Raw genomic sequence first — 23,606 nt, 5'->3', positions numbered from 1 at the left:
ACGCGGACCCGGGCCGGGAATGGGGTCAGGCGGCCCGCAGGGCCGGACCGGCGGTGATCGCACGCGAGCCGCGCCCGATCGCCACCAGGCCCGACTGGACCATCTCCTTGATGCCGAAGGGCTCAAGGTCGCGCAGCAGCGCGTCGAGCTTGTCCGGAGTGCCGGTCGCCTCGACGGTGAGGGTGTCGGCGGCCACATCGACCACCCGGGCCCGGAACAGGTTCACCGTCTCCAGGACCTGGCCGCGGGCGTTCCGGTCCGCCCGCACCTTCACCAGCAGCAGCTCGCGGGCCACCGAGGTGCTCGGATCCAGCTCGACGATCTTGAGTACGTTGACCAGCTTGTTGAGCTGCTTGGTGACCTGTTCCAGCGGCGAGGACTCCGCGTTGACCACGATGGTGATCCGCGAGACGTCCGGGTTCTCGGTCTCGCCGACCGCGAGGCTGTCGATGTTGAACCCGCGCCGGGAGAACAGCCCGGAGACCCGGGCCAGCACGCCGGGCTTGTTCTCCACCAGAACGGAGAGGGTGTGAATGGTCATTAAATGTCGTCCTCGTCGAAGGCCGGGCGGACGCCGCGGGCGAACATGATCTCGTCGTTGCTGGTGCCGGCAGGAACCATCGGCCACACCATGGCGTCCTTGCCGACCACGAAGTCGATGACCACCGGCGCGTCGTTGATGGACATGGCCATCTCGATGGTCCGGTCCACCTCCTCGGCGGTCTCGCAGCGCAGCCCGACGCAGCCGAGCGCCTCGGCCAGCTTGACGAAATCGGGGATGCGGTGCTTGTGGGTGCCGAGGTCGGTGTTGGAGTACCGCTCGCCGTAGAAGAGCGTCTGCCACTGGCGGACCATGCCGAGGTTGCCGTTGTTGATGACGGCGATCTTGACCGGGATGCCCTCCAACGCGCAGGTGGCCAGCTCCTGGTTGGTCATCTGGAAGCAGCCGTCACCGTCGATGGCCCAGACCACCGTGTCCGGCCGGCCCACCTTGGCGCCCATCGCCGCCGGCACCGCGTAGCCCATGGTGCCGAGGCCGCCGGAGTTGAGCCAGGTCTGCGGCTTCTCGTACGAGATGAACTGCGAGGCCCACATCTGGTGCTGGCCGACACCGGCGACGTAGATCGTGTCCGGACCGGCGATCTCACCCAGTCGCTTGATCACGTACTGCGGGGAGAGGGTGCCGTCGGACGGCTCCTCGTAGCCCAGCGGGTAACGCTCGCGCAGGTCGTCCAGCTGCGTCCACCAGTCGGCGATGTCGGCGCCCCGCCCCGCCGCGCGTTCGGCGGTGACCGCGGCCAGCAACTCGTCGATGACGTGCCGGGCGTCGCCGACGATCGGCACGTCCGCGTGCCGGTTCTTGCCGATCTCCGCCGGGTCGATGTCGGCGTGCACGACGGTGGCGTCCGGCGCGAAGGAGTCCAGCTTTCCGGTGACCCGGTCGTCGAACCGGGCACCCAGCGCCACGATCAGGTCGGCCTTCTGCAGCCCGTAGACCGCGGCGACGGTGCCGTGCATGCCGGGCATGCCCAGGTGCTGCCGGTGCGAGTCGGGGAACGCGCCGAGCGCCATCAGCGTGGTGATCACCGGGATGCCGGTCAGCTCGGCCAGCTTGCGTAGCCCCTCGGTGGCGCCGGCCTTCAGCACGCCACCGCCGACGTAGAGCACCGGCCGGCGGGCGGCGCTGATCAGCCGTGCCGCCTCGCGGATCTGCTTGCCGTGCGGGTGCAGCGTCGGCCGGTAACCGGGCAGGTCCAGGGTGGGCGGCCAGGCGAAGGTGGTCGGCGCCTGGAGGATGTCCTTGGGGATGTCCACCAGGACCGGCCCGGGACGCCCGGTCGAGGCCAGGTGGAACGCCTCGGCCAGCACCCGGGGAATCTCGCTGGCCTCCTGCACCAGGAAGTTGTGCTTGGTGATCGGCAGCGTGATGCCCTGGATGTCCGCCTCCTGGAAGGCGTCGGTGCCGATCGACGGGCTGGCCACCTGACCGGTGATCGCCACCAGCGGCACCGAGTCCATGTACGCGTCGGCGATCGGGGTGACCAGGTTCGTCGCGCCCGGACCGGAGGTGGCGATGCACACCCCGACCCGGCCGGTGGCCTGGGCGTAGCCGGTGGCGGCGTGACCGGCACCCTGCTCGTGCCGGACCAGGATGTGCCGCACGGTCGAGTCGTAGAGCGGGTCGTACGCCGGCAGGATCGCGCCGCCCGGGATACCGAAGACGACGTCTACGCCGAGTGCCTCCAGGGAACGCACCAGCGAGCCGGCACCGGACACCTGGGCCGGGGCGGGACGTGCCGCCGGGACGGCCGGCGAGGCGGCGCGGGTGTGGTCGGCGTCACCCGGCGTCTCGGCGGTGGTGCGGGCGCGCCGGGCGGAGTGGGCGAGCGTCTCGGGCGTGGGTCTCGTCATGGCGGTTGGCCTTCGGCTGGAGTGGGTGGGGCTGCTCACACTGTGGAACGCGGGCGCGGCCGGCGTTCGATTGGTTCGACGGCAAGAAAAAGGCCCACGTGCCAGATGCACGGGGCCAGCGCACTCTCAGTCAGGGAGAGTGCGCTCAGGTAAGTACTCGCAGCGACCGGTACGACGACATGGGCTCAAGACTGACGCATCTCATGCGATGAGTCAACTGATCCCACATTTTGGTTCACGGACGTCGGCGCGTCGCCACCCGGCGCGCCGATCGGACCGGGCGTGACCTGCCCGGGGACGCCCTCGCCCCGACGCTGGGCGGGTGGCCCGACGGGCCGCGGGGCTGGGCTGGCCGCAGCCGCTGGACGGGCCGGACGGGCACCCGGCGACGTGGCCGCGTCCAGCATCGCCTCCAGGTGCTCGGCCGGTACGCCCCAGCCGAACAACGCGCCCTGACCGAACCGGCAACCGGCGGCCACCACCGCGGCCAGCTCCGTGGGCGTGGTGACCCCCTCGGCGATCACCTCCAGGCCGAACTGGTGGCCCAACCGCATCACGATGTCGACCATCGGGGCGAAGGCCGGGCCATCGCGTCCTTCCGGCTGGACCGGTTCGTGCTCGGCGACCAGCCCATGATCGATCTTGAGGATGTCGATCGGGAGCCGCCGGAGCTGGTTGAGCGAGGAGTAGCCGGCACCGAAGTCGTCCAGGGCGATCCGCACACCGGTCAGCCGCAGCGCGGTCAGCCGCCGGATCAGCTCGTCGAGGTCGGTGGCGACCGCGTGCTCGGTGACCTCCAGCACCAGCCGCTGCGGCGGCACGTGATGGGCGCGCAGCGCCTCGGCGACCTGTACGACGTACTCGGGGGCGTGCAGCTCACGCGGGGAGACGTTTACCGACACCCAGACGTCGTGGCCCTCGGCCAGCCAGCGGGACAGCTGATAGCAGGCCTGGTGCAGCACCCAGGCACCGAGCTTGGCGATCATCCCGCTCTCCTCGGCGAGGGGGATGAACTCGTCCGGCCGGACGTTGCCCAGGTCGGGGTGACGCCACCGCAGCAGCGCCTCCGCGCCGACCGGGCGTACCGACGGCAGGGAGGCCACCGGCTGGAACACCAGCCGCAACTCGTCGCGCTCGATCGCGCCGCGCAGCTCGTGCTCCAGCGTGGTGCGCCGGCGCAGCAGCCGGTCGTACGCACCGTCGTAGCGCTCGATCCGGTTCTTGCCGCGTTGCTTGGCGTAGCGCAGCGCCAGGTCCGCGTGCCGCAGCAGCAGCTCGACGTCGGGTTCGTCGGCCCAGCCGGCCAGGCCGATGCTGACCGAGAGGAAGACGGGAGCCTCGGGCTGCTCGTAGGCGCCACCGAGCACCCTCAGCAGCCGCTCCGCGACCACCCCCGCCCCGGCCGGGCCGCCGTGCATGAGCACCGCGAACTCGTCACCACCGAGCCGGGCGGCGAGATCACCGGGACGCAGATTGCCACGCAGTCGCCGCCCCACCTCGGCCAGCACGGCGTCGCCGACGTCGTGGCCCCGCATGTCGTTGACGTTCTTGAAGCCGTCCAGGTCCAGCCCGAGCAGCACGCACGGCACCCGCTCCTCGGCGCAGCGGTGCAGGGCCCGGAGCAGGCCGCGACGGTTGGCCAGGCCGGTGAGTGCGTCGGTGTGCGCGAGCTGCCGGAAATGCGCCTCGCGGTCGGCCAGCCGGCGGGCGTAGGCCCGCACGTCGTGCAGGGTGAGGTACTGCCGGGCGACCAGGGCGAACCCCTCGACGCTGCCGGCCGCGATGGCCAACCCGTCGAACCGGCCGTCCTGGAAGAGGTGGTACATCGCCGAGGCGGCCATGGCGCCCATCGGCACGAAGGCGTACTCGCCGTCGTGGCGGATCACGTCGATGGCGAGCTGGCCCGGCGGGTCGATGCGGTAGGCCGCCACCGCGGAGATCAGCAGCCCCACGGCGATCACGACCGCGCCGGTCAGCGCCAGTGCCGGCCCGGCCTGGCAGAGCCCGGCCGCGACACCCAACCCACCCACCGACACGGCGGTGATGCCGGTGCCCAGCACGGCCAGGCAGCCTCGGGGCGCCGGTGCCCGGAGCACCATGATCGCGGAGAGGCCGGCGCTCAACGCCGCGCTGACCGAGGCGAGCAGGATCGACGGGCAGGCCGTCGGCGTCGCGTCGCCGAGCAGCCGGGTCGGCTCGGAGAACAACACCCAGCCGACGAACCACAGCGCGGTGCCCACGATCACGCCGTCCAGCGCGAGCCGGGCCGCCGAGGGCACCGACCCGGTCACCCCGGGCAGGCGGAGCAGACCGAAGCAGAACAGCAGGCCGCCGGTGGCCGTGCCGAGCGCCACCAGATTGGCCCAGGTGATGCGCTGCTGCTGCTCGTGCGCCCAGTGCTCGCTCGTGGTCACCGCCACGGCCACCCCGACCAGCATGGTCACCACCGCGAACGCGCCGCCGACGGCCAGCACCGCATACGCCGGACGGTGGGGCGCGGCCCGGCGCCGGACGGCGGCGGCGAGCAACACGCCGGCCGTCAGGGCGATCAGCGCGCTCAGCACCGCAGCGCCGATCATGGCCGGGGGTGTGTGCACGACCTCAACTCTGCCGGATCGATGCCCGCCGTGGGGATCGGGTGTGCATCTGTTGGGACACGGCGCGACGCCCGTGTCCGGACCGTGCCACCGGTGTCAGACTGGTACACATGCCTGAGCTGCGGTCGAAGACCTCCACGCACGGTCGGACGATGGCCGGCGCCCGGGCCCTCTGGCGGGCCACCGGGATGACCGACGACGATTTCGGCAAGCCGATCGTCGCCATCGCGAACAGTTTCACCCAGTTCGTGCCGGGCCACGTACACCTCAAGGACATGGGTGGCCTGGTCGCCGACGCGGTGGCCGAGGCCGGCGGGGTGGGCCGGGAGTTCAACACCATCGCGGTGGACGACGGCATCGCCATGGGCCACGGTGGCATGCTCTACTCCCTGCCCAGCCGGGAGTTGATCGCCGACGCGGTCGAGTACATGGTCAACGCGCACTGCGCGGACGCCCTGGTCTGCATCTCCAACTGCGACAAGATCACCCCGGGCATGCTGCTGGCCGCGCTGCGGCTGAACATCCCCACCGTGTTCGTCTCCGGCGGCCCGATGGAGGCCGGTAAGACGGTGGCGATCGAGGGGATCGTGCACAGCAAGATCGACCTGATCGACGCGATGATCGCCTCCTCGAACGAGGCCGTCACCGACGAGCAGCTCGGCGAGATCGAGCGGTCCGCCTGCCCCACCTGCGGCTCCTGCTCCGGCATGTTCACCGCGAACTCGATGAACTGCCTCACCGAGGCGATCGGGCTGGCGCTGCCGGGCAACGGCTCGACGCTTGCCACCCACGCCGCGCGTCGGTCGCTCTTCGTCGAGGCCGGCCGCACCGCCGTGGAGATCGCCAAGCGGTGGTACGACGGCGACGACGCCTCGGTGCTGCCCCGCGAGGTGGCCTCCCGGGCCGCGTTCGAGAACGCCGTCGCCCTGGACGTGGCGATGGGCGGATCGACGAACACGATCCTGCACCTGCTGGCCGCCGCCCGCGAGGCCGAGCTGGACTTCTCCGTGGCCGACATCGACGCGATCTCCCGCCGGGTGCCGTGCCTGGCCAAGGTCGCCCCGAACTCGCCGCAGTACCACATGGAGGACGTGCACCGCGCCGGTGGAATCCCGGCCATCCTCGGCGAACTCGACCGCGCCGGCCTGCTGCGCCGGGACGTGCACGCGGTGCACTCCCCCACCCTCGAGCGCTGGCTGGCCGACTGGGACGTGCGCGCCGGTACCGCCAGCCCCGAGGCGACCGAGCTGTTCCACGCCGCACCGGGAGGGGTGCGCACCACCGAGCCGTTCTCCACCACCAACCGTTGGTCGTCGCTTGACACCGACGCGGCTGGCGGCTGCATCCGGGACCGCGAGCACGCGTACACCGCCGACGGCGGGCTGGCCATCCTCTACGGCAACCTCGCACCGGAGGGCTGCGTGGTGAAGACCGCCGGGGTGCCCGAGGAGTGCCTGACCTTCCGCGGCCCGGCGAAGGTCTACGAGTCGCAGGACGACGCGGTGACCGCAATCCTGGCCAAGGAGATCGTCGCCGGGGACGTCGTGGTGATCCGCTACGAGGGGCCCAAGGGCGGCCCCGGCATGCAGGAGATGCTCTACCCCACCTCGTTCCTCAAGGGCCGAGGGCTGGGCCGCGCCTGCGCGCTGCTCACCGACGGCCGCTTCTCCGGCGGCACCTCCGGTCTCTCCATCGGGCACGCCTCCCCCGAGGCCGCCTCCGGTGGGCTGATCGCGCTGGTCGAGCCGGGCGACGAGATCGTCATCGACATTCCGGCGCGCTCGATCGAGCTGAACGTGCCGGCCGACGTGCTGGACGCCCGCCGGGTCGCCCAGGAGAAGCGGGACCGCCCGTACACCCCGGTCGACCGGCAACGCCCGGTGTCGGCGGCGCTGCGCGCGTACGCCTCGATGGCCACCTCGGCCAGCGACGGCGCCTACCGCCGCGTCCCGGAGTGACCGGCCGGACGGCCCGGCCGCTGCTGCCGGGCCGTCCGGGGCCACAGCCACCGGACTCGTCCGGTAGCCTCGTCTCAGCGTCGCGTGCCGGTGGCAGACCGTGTCAGGCATGGAGGCGTCGGATACGAAGGACCACGACGATGACATTGTCGTTGCCTTCGCCCTCCTGTGACTGAGGGCGAGAAGACCAGGCTCGTCGCCTGGAGCCACGAGCTGCGCAGCGTGCACGATCGGCTGCGCGAAGCCTTACGCCTGACCCGCAGCGCACTGGATCACGGCGACGCGGCCGGCCCAGCCACCCGTGACCTGCTGCTGTTCTGCCACGGCTTCTGTGCCGCGCTGACCGGGCACCACGAGGGCGAGGATCGCGAACTCTTTCCCGCGATCGCCGCCGCCCATCCGGAGCTGCGCGACACCCTGCGACATCTCAAGCAGGACCACTCGATGATCGCGCATCTGCTCGCGGGACTGCAGGCCGCCGTGGACCGGGCCGCCTCCCCGGCCGAACTCGACCGCCACGTCGAGGGGATCGCCGCCATCATGGAGAGCCACTTCCGTTACGAGGAACGCCAGCTACTGGCGGTACTCGACACGCTCGCCCTGGACGCGGACCCGCACGACGTCCTGGGGCCGCTGTGAGCGCCGCGGAGCCCATGCGGACAGCGGGTCACCTGAAGGCGACATTCGTACCCGGCCTGTCGCTGGCCGCCAGCACGTACCACGAGGCGGTACGGCCGATCCTCGATACCGCCTTCCCAGGGCTGGCGCATTCGGCGGCGCTACTGGGCCCCGGCTCCGAGGTGCTCGGCTTCGACACCGCTCGTTCGACCGATCACGACTGGGGTCCACGTCTACAGCTGTTCCTCCGGCCCGCCGACGCCCGTCAGCACGCCCGTGATCTCAGCCGCGTGCTCGCCGAGCGGATGCCCGCCTCGGTGCACGGCTGGAGCACGAACTTCAGCGCACCCGAGCCCGGCCGCTCGCGCACGCTGCAACCCGCGGGCGACGGCCCGGTCGCGCACCGCGTCGAACTGCTCGATCTCGACACCTGGCTGGCCTCCCGCGTCGGCGTCGACCCGCGCAACGACATGCACGCCCGCGACTGGCTGGCCATCCCGACCCAACTGCTGCTTGAGGTCACCGCCGGGGCGGTCTTCCACGACGGGCTCGGCCAGCTCGGGCCCATCCGCGCCGCGCTGGCCTGGTATCCCGACGACGTCTGGCGCTATCTGCTGGCCTGCCAGTGGCGACGCATCGCCCAGGAGGAAGCCTTCCCCGGCCGCTGCGCGGAGAATGGCGACGACCTGGGTTCCCGGCTGGTCACCGCCCGACTGGTCCGGGATCTGATGCGCCTGGCGTCGCTGATCGAGCGTCGATACCCGCCCTACAGCAAGTGGCTGGGTACCGCGTTCGCACAACTGCGCTGCGCCCCGACGCTGCAACCGCTGCTCGCCGACGCCCTCGCTGCCGCCGACTGGCCGCGCCGCGAGGACGCGCTCTGCGCCGCGTACGAACATCTCGCCCGCGCCCACAACGACCTCGGGCTGAGCGAGCCGGTCGAGCCCACCGTGCGCCCGTTCCACGACCGGCCGTTCCGCGTCCTGGCCGCGGACCGGTTCGCCGACGCCACCCGCCGGTCGGTCACGGATCCGCAGGTATCGGCGCTGCCGCCACACGTCGGCGGTGTCGACCAGTTCGTGGACAGCACCGACGTGCTCAGCGCGGCGGCCCGGGCCCGCGCCGTCGCCGCCGCGCTGCACCCGCTCCGTCCAGCCTGAACACCGCCGTGCGGGACGCGGCGGATCGTCGATCACGGTTCACCCTGGCGTCATGCCGCTCCCGGTAGCGTGGCGATCGTCGATCGTGGATCGGGAGGGTGTCGATGGGTGCGAAGCGAAAGGTCAGTGCCGCGATCACGGCGGCGCTGCTCGCCGCGACGGCGGCGGTCGTGGTGGCGTCACCGGCGAGTGCGGGTAGGGGGCAACCGGGCGCGCTGCGGGTGGCGACCTTCAACGCCTCACTGAACCGGGGTGCCGCCGGCGGGCTGATCGCCGACCTGTCCCGCCGAGACAACGCGCAGGCCGGCAACGTCGCCGAGGTGATCCAGCGGGTACGCCCCGACGTGCTGCTGATCAACGAGTTCGACCATGACCCGGCAGGGCGGGCGTTGGCGCTCTTCCAGGACAACTACCTCTCCGTGCCGCGCAACGGCACCAGGGCGATCCGCTACCCGTACCGCTACACGGCCCCGTCGAACACCGGTGTCCCCACCGGACACGATCTCAACAACGACGGGACCGTCGGCGGGCCCGACGACGCGTACGGTTTCGGGCTCTTCCCCGGCCAGTACGGCATGGCGGTCTACTCGGCCTACCCGATCGACCTGGCCAGAGTGCGCACCTTCCAGACGTTCCGCTGGCGGGACATGCCCGGCGCGCTGCTGCCCGACGACCCGGCCACCCCCGCGCCAGCCGACTGGTACTCCCCCCAGGAGCTGGCCGACGTGCGGCTGTCCTCGAAGAGCCACTGGGACCTGCCGATCCGGCTGCCCGGCCGTACCGTGCATCTGCTGGCCAGCCACCCCACGCCGCCGGTCTTCGACGGGCCGGAGGACCGCAACGGCCGCCGCAACCACGACGAGATCCGCTTCTGGGCCGACTACGTCTCGCCGGGGCGGGCCGGCTACATCTACGACGACGCCGGGCGGCGCGGCGGGCTGCGGCCGGGTGCGGCCTTCGTGATCGCCGGGGACCTCAACTCCGACCCGTACGACGGTGACAGCCTGCCCGGCGCGACGCAGCAGCTGCTCGACCACCCCCGGGTCAACGACCGGGTCGTGCCGGCCAGCGCGGGCGGCACCGCGGCGGCCCGGCGGCAGGGCGGCGCCAACCTCGGCCACCGCAGCGATCCGCGTTTCGACACCGCCGACTTCGCCGACACCAGCCCCGGCAACCTGCGGGTCGACTATCTGCTGCCGAGCCGGGGCCTGCCGGTCCGCGCCACCGGAGTCTTCTGGCCGGTACCGGGTGACCCGCTGTTCCGGCTGGTCGGCGACTACGACCCGGCCCTGCCGGGCGGCTTCCCCACCTCCGACCACCGGCTGGTATGGCTCGACCTGCGGCGCTGAGGTGTCGCCTGCCCCGGCGTCGGTGACCGGCACCGGGCCAGACAAATCTGCAAGCGTCATGTCACCCAGACATGACGCTTGCAGGACTTCAGCAGTGGTCGGCCTTCCGGTCGAACATCTGCCCGATACGGATCCGGTTGCCGAACGGGTCGCGGATGCCGAAGTCGATGCCGTACGGCCGTTCCATCGGCTCGTCGGTGATGTCGACACCCTTGGCGACCAACTCCTCGTACGTCTTGTGGGCGTCGTCGGTGGTCATGAAGAGGAAGCCGCCCGCGGCGCCCTTGGTGAGCAGTTCGCGGACCTGCTCGGCGGTGGCCGGGTCGAGGTTCGGCGGGCCGGGCTTCTCCAGCAGGATCTCCCGCTGCCGATCGCCGGGGATGTTCACCGTGAGCCAGCGCATGAAGCCGAGATCCTGATCCGTGTTCAGCTCCAGACCGAGCTTGCCGATGTAGAAGTCGAGCGCCTCGTCCTGGTCGAGGACGTAGATCTGGGAGCGGCTGATCGCGTTCATCGTCATGCCCGAAACGCTAGTGCAACGCCCTGACCTGCTGCTTATCCAAAACTGCTCGGTCTGGTCCACGCCTTCGTGAAGCAACTCGGCACCGGCGCGGCGGGCGCCGTCCGCCGCTTGCGGTAGTCGGTGGGCGACTCACCGACGATCTGCCGGAAGGTACGACTGAACGTGCCGAGGCTGCCGAAACCGACCGCGTAGCAGACCTCGGTCACGTCCTGCTCGGTGTGCAGGAGCAGGTACATGGCCCGCTCCACCCGACGCCGTTGCAGGTAGCGGTGCGGGGTCTCGCCGAAGGTGGCCCGGAAGGTGCGGATGAAATGCGCCTCGGAGACGTGCGCGATCTTCGCCAGGGTCGGGATGTCGAGCGGTCGCGCGTACGCCCGGTCCATCGCGTCCCGGGCCCGCAACATCGCCCGGTTCGTCTCCTCGACCGCCCTGCTCACCGCCACCTCCCCGCCCACGGTGCCACACCGGTCGTCGCCGGACCAGCAGGCCTGCCGACCGTCGACGGTGCGCGCCGGTCAGCCGACCACCTCGACGAAGCGGACCGGTTTCGGTAGGTCACCTCAATCGGAGGTCGTGCAGGTCGGTGGCTTCGGCGAGCAGGCGTACGCCGCCGTCGTCGTGGAGGTGGACGGCACAGCCGGCGCGGGTGAAGCGCACGGTCAGGGTCTGCCCGGCGTGCCGGGCGGCCAGCCGCAGCAGCGCCGGCACCGGGTCGGCGAGCAGTTCGTCCGGCGCGGCGGCGGGCACCCGGATCGGCACCACCGGGTCGGCCGGAACAGCGTCGGCGACGCTGTCGTCCAGGCACTCGACGCACCAGGCGAGCGCCGCTTCGAGGGTCGGCCGGTGCGGCCACTCGTCGGGGCGGACCGCGGCGTCGCGGCTGCGCGGGCGGACCGACCAGCGCAGCCCGGCCAGGCGCAGCGGGTCACCGGCGTGGTGCCGCAGGTCGCAGACGCTTACCTCAAGCGCCAGGTCGAGGCCGAGCGCGAGCCGGATCAGCTCGGTCAGCGGCGGGGCGTCGGGGCGTACCGCCGTCACGATCAGCCGCGCCCCCGGCTGGCCCCGCCCGGCGGCCCGTACGTGTTCAACAATCGGATCGGCCCTGGCCCATGGCAGGGTGACGTAACCGCCGCGCAGGTCGTAGTCGATCTCGTGGCCGCCGTCGGCCTCGGCGAGGTCCTCCGGTCGTACGCCGAGGATGGGTGCCCACGATCCGAGCCGGTAGCGGTCGGGGAGCTGGACCACCGGCTTGCCGCCGGGCTGCGTGGCGACCAGCGTGGCCTCCTCCGGCACGCCGGATTGCCAGGCCAGGTGCACCACCCGGTGCCGCAGGTCGGTCAGGGTGACCAGCACCGTCTCGGGCAGCCGGTGGGTGCCAAAACAGGTGGGGCAGGTAAGCGCGGACGGCCGCATCCCGACGCCGCCGCAGTGTGCGCAGTCGGCGTCGGCGGGTCGGTCACCGAGGCGGCAGTCGCAGCTGCGCAGCCGGCTGCCGGGAACGCAGTCGGGGCAGCGCCGCCACCCGATCGGCTCGCCGAGCCACGGCGGGTCGGGTGGCGGGCAGCCTCGCCGCAGCGGAACCCGCACCCGGCGGACGACCTGGCCGGTGGGCTGCTCCACCAGGTGTTCGACCGGTTCGCCGCCCCGCAGGCTGGTGTGCCACAAGCGACCGTCGCGCCAGAGCGCCTGTGCGCCGGGCAGCTCGTCGCCGGTCTTCGGGTCGACGCAGTCGGCGAGGATGCGGCGTTCGAGCTGGTCCACGTCGACGGCCGGCACGGCGGGTGGGCGCGGTCCGTCGAGGCGCAGCATTCGGGCGGGGGCGCTGCGGCCACGCTCGATGAGACCGGTGAGCGCGTCGGCGACGTCGGTGCCGGCCAGCGCGGCCGGCAGGTCACGGTGCCCGAGCCAGATCTTCGGCACCGGCGAGCCGGGCACCTCGTAGCGAACGTCCCAGTCGACCCGCGCGCCCTGCCGGCGGGCCTCGATCACCAGGTCGAGCAGGAGCAGGTCGGCCAGCGCGCAGAGCCGCCCCAGCCGGGCGGCCGGCTCGACCGGCGACGCCGCCTCCGACCGGCCGACGATCAGCCGCCAGGGCAGGTGGTCCAGGCCCACGATCGCCTGGGCCTCCAGCTCGTGTCGCCGCACGGCCGGCAGGTCGGGCCGCCACTGCGGCGGCAGCCCCAGCGGCGGCTCGTCGCCGGTGACGGCCGCGCCGACGACGGCGGCCAGCTCGCGTACCCGGTCGGCCAGCCGGACCACCCAGCCGCCGGACGGCTCCGGCTGCGGGTCCAGGCCGCCGGGCACCATGCTGTGGGAGGCGACCGCGCCGGTGTCCAGGTTGGCCACGCTGAGCACCAGCTGCGCCCGCCGCCGCCCGCGCCGTCGGCAGCGATGACAGGGGTACGCGACACTGCCCGTCCCCCGGCACTGCTCACAGTCGCGGTACGCCTCACGCTGGACGAGCGTCGCTTCCTCGTCGGCGAGGAACCGGTCACCGAAGCTGGTGCACCGGCACGGCAGCAACGTGAACGTCGTGCCGTCGCAGTCGGGGCAGACGATGCTGGTCGCCGCGGTCACCGTGGGGCCCGCCAGGCGCAGGCCCCGTCGTGGCCGGCCCGGCGTCCGCACCGCCGGCCGTGCGGCAACGCCAGGTCGCAGAAGACCCGATGGCGTACGCCCTGCTCGTCCTCGGCGGAGACGGTGGTCTCACCGGCGTCCACCTCGGACAGGAAGCTCAGCGAGCGGGCCAGGGTGCCGGCGAACTGCCGGGCGGCGGGCAGGTCGGCGGCGGTGAACGGTAGGTGCGCCACCCAGCGGCGGGTCACCGGCGGACCGCCTGCGCCTCGCGGGCCAGCTTCGACTGCCAGCTCTTCAACGCGTCCTTGATCCGCTGGGTCTCGTGCTGGCTGCTGCCCAGGGCCGCGTAGACCGCGGCCAGGTCGTCGGCGACCCGGTCGAGGAACTCGGCGACCTCGACGGCGTCCACGCCGCGCCGGCCCCGCCGGGTGAACCGGCGTTCACGGACCTGCCAGGGCCGCAACGGCACGTAGTTGCCCGCCCGGTACGCCGCCGGCTGGGCAGGCTCGCCCCGACAATGCCGAAGAAACGCACGCACGACAGCACCCCCACCTTTGCTCTGTGACAGATTGTCTCGACAATTCACGGGCGACGGGAATTCCACGCTCATCGCGTTTGTCGGCTCCATCTTGTAGGGTCGGAGACACCATGGCAATGAATGTCCCGTCAAACTGTTCCGCTATTCGTGGGCAACGTTTTCACGTTGCAGAACGGCCGCCGGGATGTTGCAAAATTCGACCGGAGGGAGAGCCGGGTGGCCGATGACATGGGGTCGACGGTGCCCCGCCGCCAACTGGGCCGGGCAATGCGTGACCTGCGCACCGAGGCCGGGGTGACCCTCGACGCCGCCGCCGAGGCCCTGGAGTGCAGCCGGCAGAAGGTGTGGCGCATCGAGAGCGGCCTCGGCTCGGTGCGCGGCGTCGACGTCCGGGCCATGTGCGAGCTGTACGGCGCACGCAGCGAATTGATCCGGGCGCTTACCGCCCTGGCCGGTGAAACAAAGGCGAAAGGCTGGTGGCACGCCTACGGCGACGCCATCCCCGACTGGTTCGAGCTGTACGTCGGCCTCGAATCCGCCGCATGCCGAATTCGTCGGTATGACGAAGCCCTGATCCCAGGGCTGTTACAGACCCGCAGCTATGCGCTGGCCGTCTACCAACATCGCGCAGAGGTGACGGATGACGAGCGTGAGCGCCTGGTTCAGGTGCGGCTCCAGCGACAATCACTGCTGACGTCGCCTGCCGCCAGCACCCGAGATGGACGTCGTCATCTCGGAGGGCGCGCTGCTACGGATCGTCGGCGACCGGCCGACGATGGCCGAGCAGCTACGGCACCTGCTCGCCGTCGGCGAGCGGGAAAACGTGCACATTCGGGTTCTGCCGTTGTCAGCAGGTCTGCACAGGGGTGTCGAGGCTGGCACCTTCGTGATGCTGGAGTTTCCGCTTGGTAACCGGGCTACGCCAGAACCCTCTGTGATCTACAGCGAGTCGTGGACTGGCGCGCTCTATCTCGATCGGCCGGAAGAGTTCGCTGCCTACGAGAAGGTGTGGAGGAGCCTGGATCAGCTCGCCTTCGATGGAGGACAATCGAGGCACCTCATCAACAAGATCATCGGAGAGGTCCACCATGGCTGATCTGACCGGCGCTCGCTGGCGCAAGAGCACCCGTAGCGGCAGCAACGGCGGCGACTGCGTCGAGGTCGCCGACAATCTGCCCGGCGTCGTCGCCGTACGCGACAGCAAAGACCCGCACGGCCCCGCCCTCACCTTCACCCCCACCGCCTGGACCACCTTCCTCACCACCACCCGCAACGGCCACTGATCGCTCCGCCCGCAGTGCGCCGAGATCTTGGACAGTTCCCGTTTCTCGCGAACGAGTTCTGTCCAAGATTGACGGTCGAGCACCCCTGCTGTGTAGCCGACGGTCCTCGACCTGACCCTGTTCCCGGGCTGCGAGCGGAGTTCCATTTCGGATAGCGTCGGGGACGTGACGATCGGTGACGTCAAAGCTACGATCCGGCTCGGCAACCAGTCTCTCGACGATGCCGAGAAGAGCATCGAGATGGCCAGCGCCCAGTTGCACGACGCCTCGACCCTGGCACTCGCCACTCTTCACGACAGCCGACGCGCCGAGGCAGAAGAGGCCAGAAAGACGCTGCTCGCTGCCGCCGACGAGGTCGAGCTGACGTTACGTCGGATCAACGCCGCCCAGGACCATGCAGAGGCTTACCTCGGCACCATCGGATGAGTGAGGGCTTGGACGCGGTCGTCGCGCAACTGCGCCACGTCATCGACACTCTGCGGAAGGCTGCCGTCGTCGCTCAGCGGGCACAGTCGGACGCGCAGCAGGCCGCCGCTCACTACAGCGAGGCAGCACGCGGCAGCAGCCACGCCAACTTGACCAGCGCCGTGCAAGAAAGCAAGGCAGCCGGCGCGAAGGCTGGCCGCTTCGCCAATCTGATCAGCAAGGCGGCCGACAGTGTTGCCGCCTACTCGAACGCCATAGTTCCCGGCTCCGCCCCCAAGGCCGACCCCACGGAGTCCGCCGTGCCTTCTGGCGAGCGGCTGCTGGCCGAAAGCGTCGAACGCGAATCCAGCCGACGGAACGTCGGGTCCTTCCTGGGTACGATGACCCGAAAAGTCGAAGACCTTCAGGACAACACCCAGAAGACCGTGACCGCAGCGCGGGAAGCCTTCAACTTCATCCGAGGCCCACAAGGCCCGGCAGGAACGCACACCGGCACCACTACACCGAGCGCCAGCCCGACGCTGGGCCAGCGTCTCGCCAACGAGGCACCGGACACCGCAGGGCATCTGGTCGTGGTCGGGCTGGTGGCGGGCATCGCCGTCCACCGCTCCGTCGTTTCGATCCGCAAAGGAATGGCGAGGTTACGAAATCGTGAGCGTACGGACCGAGTTCAGCGACCTGATCCGCGCGATGGCGCGTCGTGACTGGGGCACGGTAGACCAGATCCTGGACGGCTTGGAGACAACCGGTTGGCGCGGTGGCAGCCAGATGATCGGTGCGGCCTTCGCCATCGGGGTCAACGAGCGCTTCGCCGCTGGCCACTCTCCCACCGACGTCGCTCGCTTCGTAGCCGAAACGCGGTCGCAGTTCCCCGACGCGCAGTCGCTTCCCGCGCTGGAGATGGAAGGACTCGTCCGAGCGGCGCTCGGCGAGGTCGACCTGATCGAGAACCTCAACCCCGAGACCGCCCTCCAGATGCAGATCGTCTTCCTCGGCAAGTTGCTACAGGACCGCGACCACGACGAAGCGCAGCTTGAAGAATTCATCGCCGACGTGGAGCGCACCGCAGCCGAACACCTGTAGTCACGGGGCTGCAAGCCGCCTTGGTGTCCGATAGTGTCCGTCCGACTACGCAGATGTGATCCTGATTCACAGACGACGGAGGGCGGCATGGCCAGCATCGAAGAGGTCAAGGCGGCACTGATGCAGGCAGCCGAGCAGGGCAACGTCACGATCAACCAGATCCGCGCCGCCGCCGAGAACACCGAGCAGATGCTGGCCCGGCTACGTGCCGTCGCCGCCGGCACCGGTCATCCGGCGATCGCCGAAGCCATCGCCCGCGGTGAGCAGAGCAAGCAACGCCTGGCCGAGGCCATGACGCTCGTGCAGGGCAGTTCGGAGGCCGCCCGCCGCTACGTCGGCATTCTCGGCTGAGCACCCGTCACCATGAGCGTCAGCGAGGTCAAGGCGACCCTCCGCGCCGCCGTCGAAGCCGCTCGCCAGGGACGGCGGGTGTTCGACCAGGCCGTTTCCGAAGCCAGCGCGGCGACCGCAACGGCAAACGCCGTCCTGCACGGCAGCAAACACGAGCATGTGACCGCCATCCATCAGGCACTCGCCGCCGCCAAGGCGGAAGTCGAACCGACTCGCCGCCGCTTCGACCGCATCGCCGACAACGCGAGCGACTACCTCACCCGACTCGGATGAGCGGCGGCATCGCCGAACTGGTCGCACAACTCCTCGGCGTACGCGCAAAGCTTGATGCCGCAGCTGTCACCGCGCTGCGCGCCCGGACGGACGCCGAGGTGGCCTTGGCGCGGCTGGCCGAGGTTCAGCGGGGAAGCAGCGACCAGCGGCTACGCGCCGCCGTCACGGACGCCGAGGTGGCCCGAGACAAAGCCGGCCGGTACGCCCGCCTCTTGGCTGAGGCTGCCCGCCACATCACCACGTACGTCAACACAATCGCCCCCGGTGCCGCGCCCACCGAGCCTGCCGGAGACGACGCCTTGCCGTCCGGCGAACGTGTGGTGACCGAGGCTGAGCGACGCGGACGGCGCGCCGACATCGCCTGGCGCAAGCAGGTCCAGAAGGCCGACGACACCGAGGACAGCCTGAAGAACGCCGAGACCAGCGCCCGAGAAGTGTTCAAGTTCTTCAAGCAAAATGGCGACGACCAAGGCGGAACCACGAGTGGGACGACGAGCCCTGGGCCTACGCCGGGACAGGATCGACCACATGTCGACAACCCGGTGACCGCTGCGGTGATGGCGGCTGGCGCGTTGGCGGTGACCGTGAAGGCGATATGGAACCATGGCAAAGCCCGACGAGCGAGGAAGCGGGACAACAATGATCAAGCCTGAACTGCCCGAGTACATCCGCACGATGGTTCGCGGCGATTACGCCGCCAACGACGCGGTCGAGGCCAAGCTTGACGCCGAGGGCTGGGACGGCCTTCCGCGCTACCTCGCCGCAGTCTTCTTCCTCGCCGTCGACCGCCGCTTCGGCGAGACCGCCAGCCGCGCCGAGGTCATCGCCCTCGTCGGTGAGCTACGCGCCGGGCTCGCCACCGGTGGTCCCGAGATCAGCGCCGAGGCCGCCGAGCAGCTCATCATGTCCATAATCGACCCGTCACTCGACTACTCGATGAGCCAGGAGATGATCGGCCGCATTCAGGCGGCCACCGTGCAGAAGATCCTCACCGAGGAGAACCTGTCGGACGACGAGCTGAACGCCGTCCTCGCGGAGGCCGTCAACCTGGCCGCCCGCCCTTGAGCACCGACTGCCCCGCAGCTGACCGCTCAGGCCGTCCGGGACCGCCAGCGGAACTGCTCAGCCGGGCAGGAGCGAGCGGGTCCGCTCCCGGCGCTGCCGGAGGTGATCCCGCTCGGCGGGGTCGTGGGTGAGGTCGATCGCGCTGGCGTAGGCGGCGGCTGCCTCCCCATGCTGGCCGAGCCGTTCGAGCAGGTGGGCACGGGCGACCCGGGCCGGCTGGAACCGTCGGGCCCGGTCGCCCAGCAGCTCGTCGAGCCGGGTCAGCCCGGCCACCGGGCCCTCGACCTCGGCGGTGGCGACCGCGTAGGCGACCGCGCCGCCGAGCGACGGCGCGACCGCGTGGAGGGCACGGTGCAGGTCCAGCAGCACCGGCCAGTCGGTGGCGCCGGTCTCGCGCCGGGCACAGTGCACGGCCTGGACGGCGGCCTCAAGCTGGAAGCGGCCGACCTGCCCGCGCGCGTGCCCGGCGCGCAGGTGTGCGTACGCCCGCTGGATCAGGTGATCGTCCCAGCGCGACGGGTCCTGCTCGGCCAGCGGCACGAACCGCCCGTGCCCGTCGAGGCGGGCGGGCAGGCGCGCGGACGAGAGCTGGACGAGGGCGGCGAGGCCGTGCGCCTCCGGGTCGTCGGGCACCAGCGTCGTCAGCACCTCGGCCAGGTGCAGGGCCTCGGTGGGGAACTGCCGCGCTTCCGGACCGGTGGTCGCCCAGTCGATGACGTATGCCCCGTAGACCGCCTCCAGCACCGCCGCCATCCGTTCCGGCAGATCGCCGCGGTCGGGGATGCGGAACGGGATCCGCGTGGCCTTGATGCGCCGCTTCGCCCGCACCAGGCGGGTCGCCATCGTCGACGCTGGCACCGAGAAGGCCCGGCCGACCTGGGCGGCCGTGAAACCGAGCACCGTGTTGAGCATGAGCGGGGTGTGCACGGCCCGCTCGATCGCCGGGTGTGCGCACACCAGCATCAGCTCCAGCCGCCGGTCCGGGATGGCGTCGAGGTCGAGGTCGTCGAGGTGTACGGGGGCGTCCCGCTCCACGTCGAGCGGCCCGGTGCGCTGCCGGTACGCCGACCGCCACAGGTCCCGCAGCCGGTTACGCGCAACCGTCAACAGCCACCCGTCGGGCGTCTCCGGCACGCCCTGGTCGGGCCAGGTCCGCAGGGCCCGCTCGAAGGCGTCGGCCAGGGCGTCCTCGGCGGCGGCGAGGTCACTTGTCGATGCGGACAACAGGGCGAGCAGCCGCCCGTAACTGTCGCGGGCCGCGACAGTCGCAGCTGCCCACCCTTCGTCGCCGACGGTCAGCTCGTCCATACCCCGTCGACGATCGCCGTCGCGCTGGGGCGTACCTCCACCACGCCCCACTGCGCGGCCGGGCACTTCTCCGCCCAACCGATCGCGGCGTCGAGGTCCGGTACGTCGAGGAGGAACACCCCGGCCAGCGCCTCCCTGGTTTCCGCGAACGGGCCGTCCTGCACGCGCACGTCACCGTCCCGACGGGTGACGGTCGTCGTCGCCGCGGTCGGCTGCAACACGTCGGCCGCCAGCAGCACCCCCGCCGACACCAGCGCCCGACCGTACGCGGCGAAGGCCGCCTTCGCCTCGGCGACGACCTCGTCGGACAGCTCACCCTCGCCCGGCTCGCGGTAGTGAATCAGCAGCGCATAACGCATGGTCGTCTCCTTCGCTCCCAGTGTGGGCCATGGTGCCCGTACCGAGATGACGAACGACGGCAGCCCGAATCGCCAGGGGAAAGCCGTTCAATCCTTGCGTCCGGTGACGGCCACGGTGACGCCGAGCCCGATCAGGGTGAGCCCACCGGCCCCGCCGATCAGGGAGAGTCGTCGGGGTGAGCGGGCGACCCATTGCCGGGCGGTGGCCGCGAGCAGCCCCCAGGTGCTGTCGGATACGACGGCGATGGCGTTGAAGACCAGACCGAGCACAAGCATCTGCACCGCGACATTTCCCTGACCACGGTCCACGAACTGCGGCAGCACGGCGGCGAAGAACACGATGGTCTTGGGGTTCGACACACCGACGGTGAACCCTTCCCAGAAGGTCCGCCGGCCGCTGCGCACCGTTTCGGTGGTGGTCACGGCGCCCTGCAACGAATCACGTTCCTGCCACGCCTTGATCCCGAGATAGACCAGGTAGGCGGCGCCCGCCAGCTTGAGCACCGTGAAGACGACGATCGATCGTTCCACGACGGACCCGATCCCCAGGGCCACGGCCACGACGAGTACGGATGCGCCGAGCGTGTTCCCCACCACCGTGGTCAGTGCGACACGACGACCGTGCGCCAGCGCCCGCCCGATCACGAACAGCACGCTGGGCCCAGGGATCAGGATCAGCAGGAACGACATGGCCGCGAAGGCGAGCAGCCGATCGGGAGACACCATGACGGTCATGCAACCACGCGAATGGCTCGCACCTCCAGTAGGTATCCAGTCAGCACACGACAAGCGGGCAGTTGATCCCGGAACGGATCGCCGGGACGCTCCGACCGGACCGCTGCGAGCCGGCCAACTGGACCGGCCATTGGGCCGGGCTGCGGGGACGGCTACAGGGCGGGACGGATCCGGAAGGTGGCCGTCGAGGGTCCGGCACCTCCACCGATCGGGAAGATCCGCATCTGCTCGTGGCGGTCGTGGCTCAGGTACCGATCCGGGAAGTTGTGCGACCGCAGTGACGTGTGCCGGCCGCCGATGCCGGTGACCGGGCAGAACGTGGCGTCGGCGCGGAACAGGGCGCTGCCGTCGGCGCGGTGCAGGAACACCCGGAATTCCGAGTGTCGTAGGTAGTGGCCGGGGAAGTTGACCGACTCGAAGGAGACGCAGTTGTCGCTGGCGAGTCCGGAACGGACGATGAACGCGGCGTCGGCTCTCGTACCGGCGCTGCTGGCGGCATCCACCGGGTCGACTCGGGCCTGGAAGTTGGCGTGCCGTACCCGGTGACCGGGTGCGCCGGCAGCTTCCAGACCGATCCGGGTGCCGGGAGCCAGCACCGGTCCAGCCGGTTTGGCAGGTGTTGCGGGGGCGCTCGGGGCCGGTGGTGGGTTCTTGGTGGCCGGGTTGGCCGGTGGGCGGCCGGGGCTGGTCGAGCCGGCGTCGTCCGCGTCGCTGCCGTCGGTGCGGGGGTTGAGGCCGGGACGGACGACAGGGTCGGTGGTCGGGTTCTGCGAAGCGAGGCCGTCGCCTTGGGAGCCGGTGCCGTCCGTGCCGGGCGGCGAGTCGTTGGCAGGGTCGTGCGCGGCACCGTCGGGAAGGGGCATCCCGGCAACGAACTCGCTGCGGATCGGCTCCTGGGGTGTCGCGTCGCGCAGCGCCATCACCCCGACTACCGCGGTGACCACGACGAGGGCGACGCCGCCCAGCGCCTGGGTACGCCGTGGGGCGACCCGGCCGATGGTTGCACCCTGGTCGCCCGCCGTGGTGGCGGCGGGCACGGCGTCTCGGCCATGGTGCTCGGGTGCGGGTTTCCCGGTTACCGGGTAAGCGTCGATGGTTCGACCGGCGTACGCACCCGGGTGTGGGACGGTGGGCGGCGCGCTGCTGGTCGACGGTCGAGACGGTGGCCTGCCCGTCCCCGGAAGCCAGCCACCTATCCGCAGGTGTGACCGAGCGTTGCCGTTCTGGGACATGGTGCTCTCCTGCTTGTTCAGCGCACACGCCTGACCCGGACATGATCAAAGGACCGCAGCGGACACACTCTCACCTTCGCCGCATTGATGCCAGTACCGGTCACCGGCGGGGGCCAGCGCGAGATTCCTGGCGTACGCGATGGCGGCCGGTGTGTCGGGGAAGACCAGTCCGTCGCGGCGCAGCTGGTCGGCCACGCCGAGCGCGTCGAGCACCTGGTCGTGACCGGGCACGATGCCGGAGAGCAGCACGGTGATGCCGCGCCCCTGGAGTCGGCGGATGGCGTCGCCGAGCACGTGGGCGCCGGTGGCGTCGATGGTGGAGACCCGGGACATCCGCAGGATGACCACCCGTACGTCGGCAACGTCGGAGAGTCGGAGCAGGAAGGTGTGCGCGGCGGCGAAGAACAGCGGGCCGTCGAGTCGGTAGGCCACGATGTGCTCGGCGAGCAGGGCCTGCTCCTCGGCGGTGTGCTCGCCGGAGTCGAGCGGCACCTGTTCGAGCTTGGCGCTGCGGGCGATGGCGCGCAGCGCCACCACGACCGCGACCCCGACGCCGACGGCCACGGCGGTGACCAGGTCCCAGATGACGGTGACCGCGAAGGTCAGCACCAGCACGAGCGCGTCGCCCCGGGTGGAACGGGCCAGTGCCCGCAGCGAAGCGGCCTCGACCATCCGTACGGTGGTGGCCAGCAGCACGCCAGCCAGGGCGGCGAGCGGGATGCGGCCCACCAGCGGTGCGGCGGCCAGCACGATGCCGGCCAGCGCCACCGCGTGGGTCAGCGCCGCCAGTTTCGAGGCCGCTCCGGCCCGCACGTTGACGGCGGTACGTGCGATGGCCGCGGTGGCCGGGATGCCGCCGAACAGCGGGGAGGCCAGGTTGGCCAGGCCCTGGCCGAAGAGTTCGCGGTCCGGATCGTGTCGCTGGCCGACGGTCATCCCGTCGGCGACGGTGGCCGAGAGCAGACTCTCCAACGCGGCCAGCGCCGCCACCGCGAACGCGGCGGGCAGCAGCACGCCCACCGCCGACAGGTCGAGAAAGTCCAGCGACGGTGCGGGCAACGCCTGCGGCAACGCGCCGATCCGGACCAGGTCGACCGGCACGAACTCGGCGAACAGCGTGGCGGCGGCCACCGCCAGCAGCGAGAAGGGCAACGCCGGACGCCACCGGGCACCGAGCAGCATCACCGCCGCGACACCGAGGGCCACCGCGACGGCGGCCGGCCGAGGGTGTACGACGAAACGGGTGACCGCGTCGGCCGCCACCGCCCACACCCGGTCGCCCTGCGCGTCGGTGACGCCGAGCGCGGCCGGCACCTGTTGCAGGGCGATGACCACGGCGATGCCGGCGGTGAAGCCCTCGATCACCGGCACCGGCAGGTAGCGGACGTAGCGGCCGAGGCGGGCCAGGGCCAGGGCGATCAGGATCAGCCCGGCCAACGCGCCGACCATCAGCACCCCGGTCGCCCCGAACTGCGCCACGACCGGCACCAGCACCACTGTCATCGCGCCGGTCGGGCCGGACACCTGGAGGTTCGAGCCGCCGAACACGGCCGCCACCGCACCGGCGACCACGGCGGTGATCAGCCCGGCCTCCGCGCCGAGCCCGGAGGTGACCCCGAAGGCGAGTGCCAACGGCAACGCGACCACGGCGACGGTGAGCCCGGCGACCAGGTCGCGGCGGGGTGAGCGGCGTACCGCCTGCCAGTCGGCGCGGCCCGGCAGCAGGTCGCGGACCCGTCGCCAGGCGGCGGACAGGGCG

25 protein-coding genes and 1 pseudogene are annotated in these 23,606 nt (G+C 71.2%); 13 read left to right on the top strand and 13 right to left on the bottom strand.

The window, feature by feature from the left end:
* Positions 1-25: 25 nt before the first annotated feature.
* The 3 genes from ilvN to AB0J93_RS01090 form a co-directional block, all read right to left on the bottom strand.
* On the bottom strand, positions 26-541 hold the full coding sequence (gene ilvN / locus AB0J93_RS01100) for an acetolactate synthase small subunit (protein WP_210830076.1): 516 nt from the start codon (positions 539-541) through the stop codon (positions 26-28).
* Positions 541-2,412 (bottom strand): acetolactate synthase large subunit, encoded by a 1,872-nt coding sequence (locus tag AB0J93_RS01095; protein WP_363916880.1) that lies wholly within the window; start codon positions 2,410-2,412, stop codon positions 541-543. The genes ilvN and AB0J93_RS01095 overlap by 1 nt, the downstream gene beginning before the upstream one ends.
* 185 nt (positions 2,413-2,597) lie before the next feature.
* Entirely contained in the window at positions 2,598-5,009 is a 2,412-nt protein-coding gene (locus AB0J93_RS01090; RefSeq protein WP_363916878.1) for a bifunctional diguanylate cyclase/phosphodiesterase, read from the bottom strand.
* Between the two features lie 110 nt (positions 5,010-5,119).
* Here AB0J93_RS01090 and ilvD point away from each other — a divergent pair, with 110 nt between their 5' ends.
* From ilvD to AB0J93_RS01070, 4 genes are all read left to right on the top strand, one after another.
* On the top strand, positions 5,120-6,967 hold the full coding sequence (ilvD, locus tag AB0J93_RS01085; protein WP_363916876.1) for a dihydroxy-acid dehydratase: 1,848 nt from the start codon (positions 5,120-5,122) through the stop codon (positions 6,965-6,967).
* Positions 6,968-7,135: 168 nt separating this feature from the next.
* The gene (locus AB0J93_RS01080) at positions 7,136-7,606 is read left to right on the top strand and encodes a hemerythrin domain-containing protein (protein ID WP_363916874.1); all 471 of its coding nucleotides are present in this window, start codon (positions 7,136-7,138) and stop codon (positions 7,604-7,606) included.
* 14 nt (positions 7,607-7,620) lie between these two features.
* A complete protein-coding gene (locus AB0J93_RS01075) occupies positions 7,621-8,745 on the top strand; it encodes a DUF4037 domain-containing protein (protein ID WP_363916872.1) in 1,125 nt (374 codons plus the stop codon).
* A 104-nt stretch (positions 8,746-8,849) separates the two neighbouring features.
* A complete protein-coding gene (locus tag AB0J93_RS01070) occupies positions 8,850-10,094 on the top strand; it encodes an endonuclease/exonuclease/phosphatase family protein (protein ID WP_363916870.1) in 1,245 nt (414 codons plus the stop codon).
* An 88-nt stretch (positions 10,095-10,182) separates the two neighbouring features.
* On the opposite strand, the gene AB0J93_RS01065 is transcribed toward AB0J93_RS01070, so the two are convergent.
* The 5 genes from AB0J93_RS01065 to AB0J93_RS01045 all read right to left on the bottom strand — a co-directional run bounded on the left by AB0J93_RS01065 (position 10,183) and on the right by AB0J93_RS01045 (position 13,732).
* A complete protein-coding gene (locus AB0J93_RS01065) occupies positions 10,183-10,614 on the bottom strand; it encodes a VOC family protein (RefSeq protein WP_363916868.1) in 432 nt (143 codons plus the stop codon).
* A gap of 35 nt (positions 10,615-10,649) precedes the next feature.
* On the bottom strand, positions 10,650-11,054 hold the full coding sequence (locus AB0J93_RS01060) for an AraC family transcriptional regulator (RefSeq protein WP_363916866.1): 405 nt from the start codon (positions 11,052-11,054) through the stop codon (positions 10,650-10,652).
* 118 nt (positions 11,055-11,172) lie between these two features.
* Positions 11,173-13,194: a hypothetical protein gene (locus tag AB0J93_RS01055; protein WP_363916864.1), complete on the bottom strand. Its 2,022-nt coding sequence runs from the start codon at positions 13,192-13,194 to the stop codon at positions 11,173-11,175.
* Positions 13,191-13,442: a hypothetical protein gene (locus AB0J93_RS01050; RefSeq protein WP_363916863.1), complete on the bottom strand. Its 252-nt coding sequence runs from the start codon at positions 13,440-13,442 to the stop codon at positions 13,191-13,193. Before AB0J93_RS01050 ends, AB0J93_RS01055 begins: the two co-directional genes overlap by 4 nt.
* Positions 13,439-13,732 carry a DivIVA domain-containing protein gene (locus AB0J93_RS01045; protein ID WP_363916861.1) on the bottom strand — a complete coding sequence of 98 codons (294 nt, stop codon included), beginning with the start codon at positions 13,730-13,732 and terminating at the stop codon, positions 13,439-13,441. Before AB0J93_RS01045 ends, AB0J93_RS01050 begins: the two co-directional genes overlap by 4 nt.
* Positions 13,733-13,948: 216 nt before the next feature.
* Between AB0J93_RS01045 and AB0J93_RS01040 the strand changes: the two are divergent.
* From AB0J93_RS01040 to AB0J93_RS01000, 9 genes and pseudogenes are all read left to right on the top strand, one after another.
* Positions 13,949-14,828: pseudogene (locus AB0J93_RS01040) on the top strand (helix-turn-helix transcriptional regulator).
* The gene (locus tag AB0J93_RS01035; RefSeq protein ID WP_363916859.1) at positions 14,821-15,015 is read left to right on the top strand and encodes a DUF397 domain-containing protein; all 195 of its coding nucleotides are present in this window, start codon (positions 14,821-14,823) and stop codon (positions 15,013-15,015) included. The pseudogene AB0J93_RS01040 and the gene AB0J93_RS01035 overlap by 8 nt, the downstream one beginning before the upstream one ends.
* 165 nt (positions 15,016-15,180) lie before the next feature.
* Positions 15,181-15,441 carry a hypothetical protein gene (locus AB0J93_RS01030; protein WP_363916857.1) on the top strand — a complete coding sequence of 87 codons (261 nt, stop codon included), beginning with the start codon at positions 15,181-15,183 and terminating at the stop codon, positions 15,439-15,441.
* 8 nt (positions 15,442-15,449) lie between these two features.
* The gene (locus AB0J93_RS01025; RefSeq protein WP_363916855.1) at positions 15,450-16,145 is read left to right on the top strand and encodes a hypothetical protein; all 696 of its coding nucleotides are present in this window, start codon (positions 15,450-15,452) and stop codon (positions 16,143-16,145) included.
* Positions 16,093-16,524 (top strand): hypothetical protein, encoded by a 432-nt coding sequence (locus AB0J93_RS01020; RefSeq protein WP_363916853.1) that lies wholly within the window; start codon positions 16,093-16,095, stop codon positions 16,522-16,524. The genes AB0J93_RS01025 and AB0J93_RS01020 overlap by 53 nt, the downstream gene beginning before the upstream one ends.
* Before the next feature lie 87 nt (positions 16,525-16,611).
* Entirely contained in the window at positions 16,612-16,875 is a 264-nt protein-coding gene (locus AB0J93_RS01015) for a hypothetical protein (protein ID WP_203998166.1), read from the top strand.
* Between the two features lie 12 nt (positions 16,876-16,887).
* Positions 16,888-17,148: a hypothetical protein gene (locus AB0J93_RS01010; RefSeq protein WP_363916851.1), complete on the top strand. Its 261-nt coding sequence runs from the start codon at positions 16,888-16,890 to the stop codon at positions 17,146-17,148.
* The gene (locus AB0J93_RS01005) at positions 17,145-17,801 is read left to right on the top strand and encodes a hypothetical protein (RefSeq protein ID WP_363916849.1); all 657 of its coding nucleotides are present in this window, start codon (positions 17,145-17,147) and stop codon (positions 17,799-17,801) included. Before AB0J93_RS01010 ends, AB0J93_RS01005 begins: the two co-directional genes overlap by 4 nt.
* Positions 17,788-18,213 (top strand): hypothetical protein, encoded by a 426-nt coding sequence (locus tag AB0J93_RS01000; RefSeq protein WP_363916848.1) that lies wholly within the window; start codon positions 17,788-17,790, stop codon positions 18,211-18,213. Before AB0J93_RS01005 ends, AB0J93_RS01000 begins: the two co-directional genes overlap by 14 nt.
* A 57-nt stretch (positions 18,214-18,270) precedes the next feature.
* On the opposite strand, the gene AB0J93_RS00995 is transcribed toward AB0J93_RS01000, so the two are convergent.
* The 5 genes from AB0J93_RS00995 to AB0J93_RS00975 form a co-directional block, all read right to left on the bottom strand.
* Entirely contained in the window at positions 18,271-19,521 is a 1,251-nt protein-coding gene (locus tag AB0J93_RS00995) for a DUF6596 domain-containing protein (RefSeq protein WP_363916846.1), read from the bottom strand.
* A complete protein-coding gene (locus AB0J93_RS00990; RefSeq protein WP_363916844.1) occupies positions 19,509-19,880 on the bottom strand; it encodes a YciI family protein in 372 nt (123 codons plus the stop codon). Before AB0J93_RS00990 ends, AB0J93_RS00995 begins: the two co-directional genes overlap by 13 nt.
* Before the next feature lie 87 nt (positions 19,881-19,967).
* The gene (locus AB0J93_RS00985; RefSeq protein WP_363916842.1) at positions 19,968-20,615 is read right to left on the bottom strand and encodes a LysE family translocator; all 648 of its coding nucleotides are present in this window, start codon (positions 20,613-20,615) and stop codon (positions 19,968-19,970) included.
* Between the two features lie 152 nt (positions 20,616-20,767).
* Positions 20,768-21,652 (bottom strand): AbfB domain-containing protein, encoded by an 885-nt coding sequence (locus AB0J93_RS00980; protein ID WP_363916840.1) that lies wholly within the window; start codon positions 21,650-21,652, stop codon positions 20,768-20,770.
* A gap of 240 nt (positions 21,653-21,892) precedes the next feature.
* Positions 21,893-23,602 carry a SulP family inorganic anion transporter gene (locus AB0J93_RS00975; protein ID WP_363917662.1) on the bottom strand — a complete coding sequence of 570 codons (1,710 nt, stop codon included), beginning with the start codon at positions 23,600-23,602 and terminating at the stop codon, positions 21,893-21,895.
* Positions 23,603-23,606: the final 4 nt, after the last annotated feature.

This window comes from Micromonospora sp. NPDC049374 (assembly GCF_040677165.1).
Classification (GTDB): domain Bacteria; phylum Actinomycetota; class Actinomycetes; order Mycobacteriales; family Micromonosporaceae; genus Micromonospora.
Note: the sequence above shows the minus strand (reverse complement) of the source record. Positions and strands in the feature narration are given on the sequence as shown.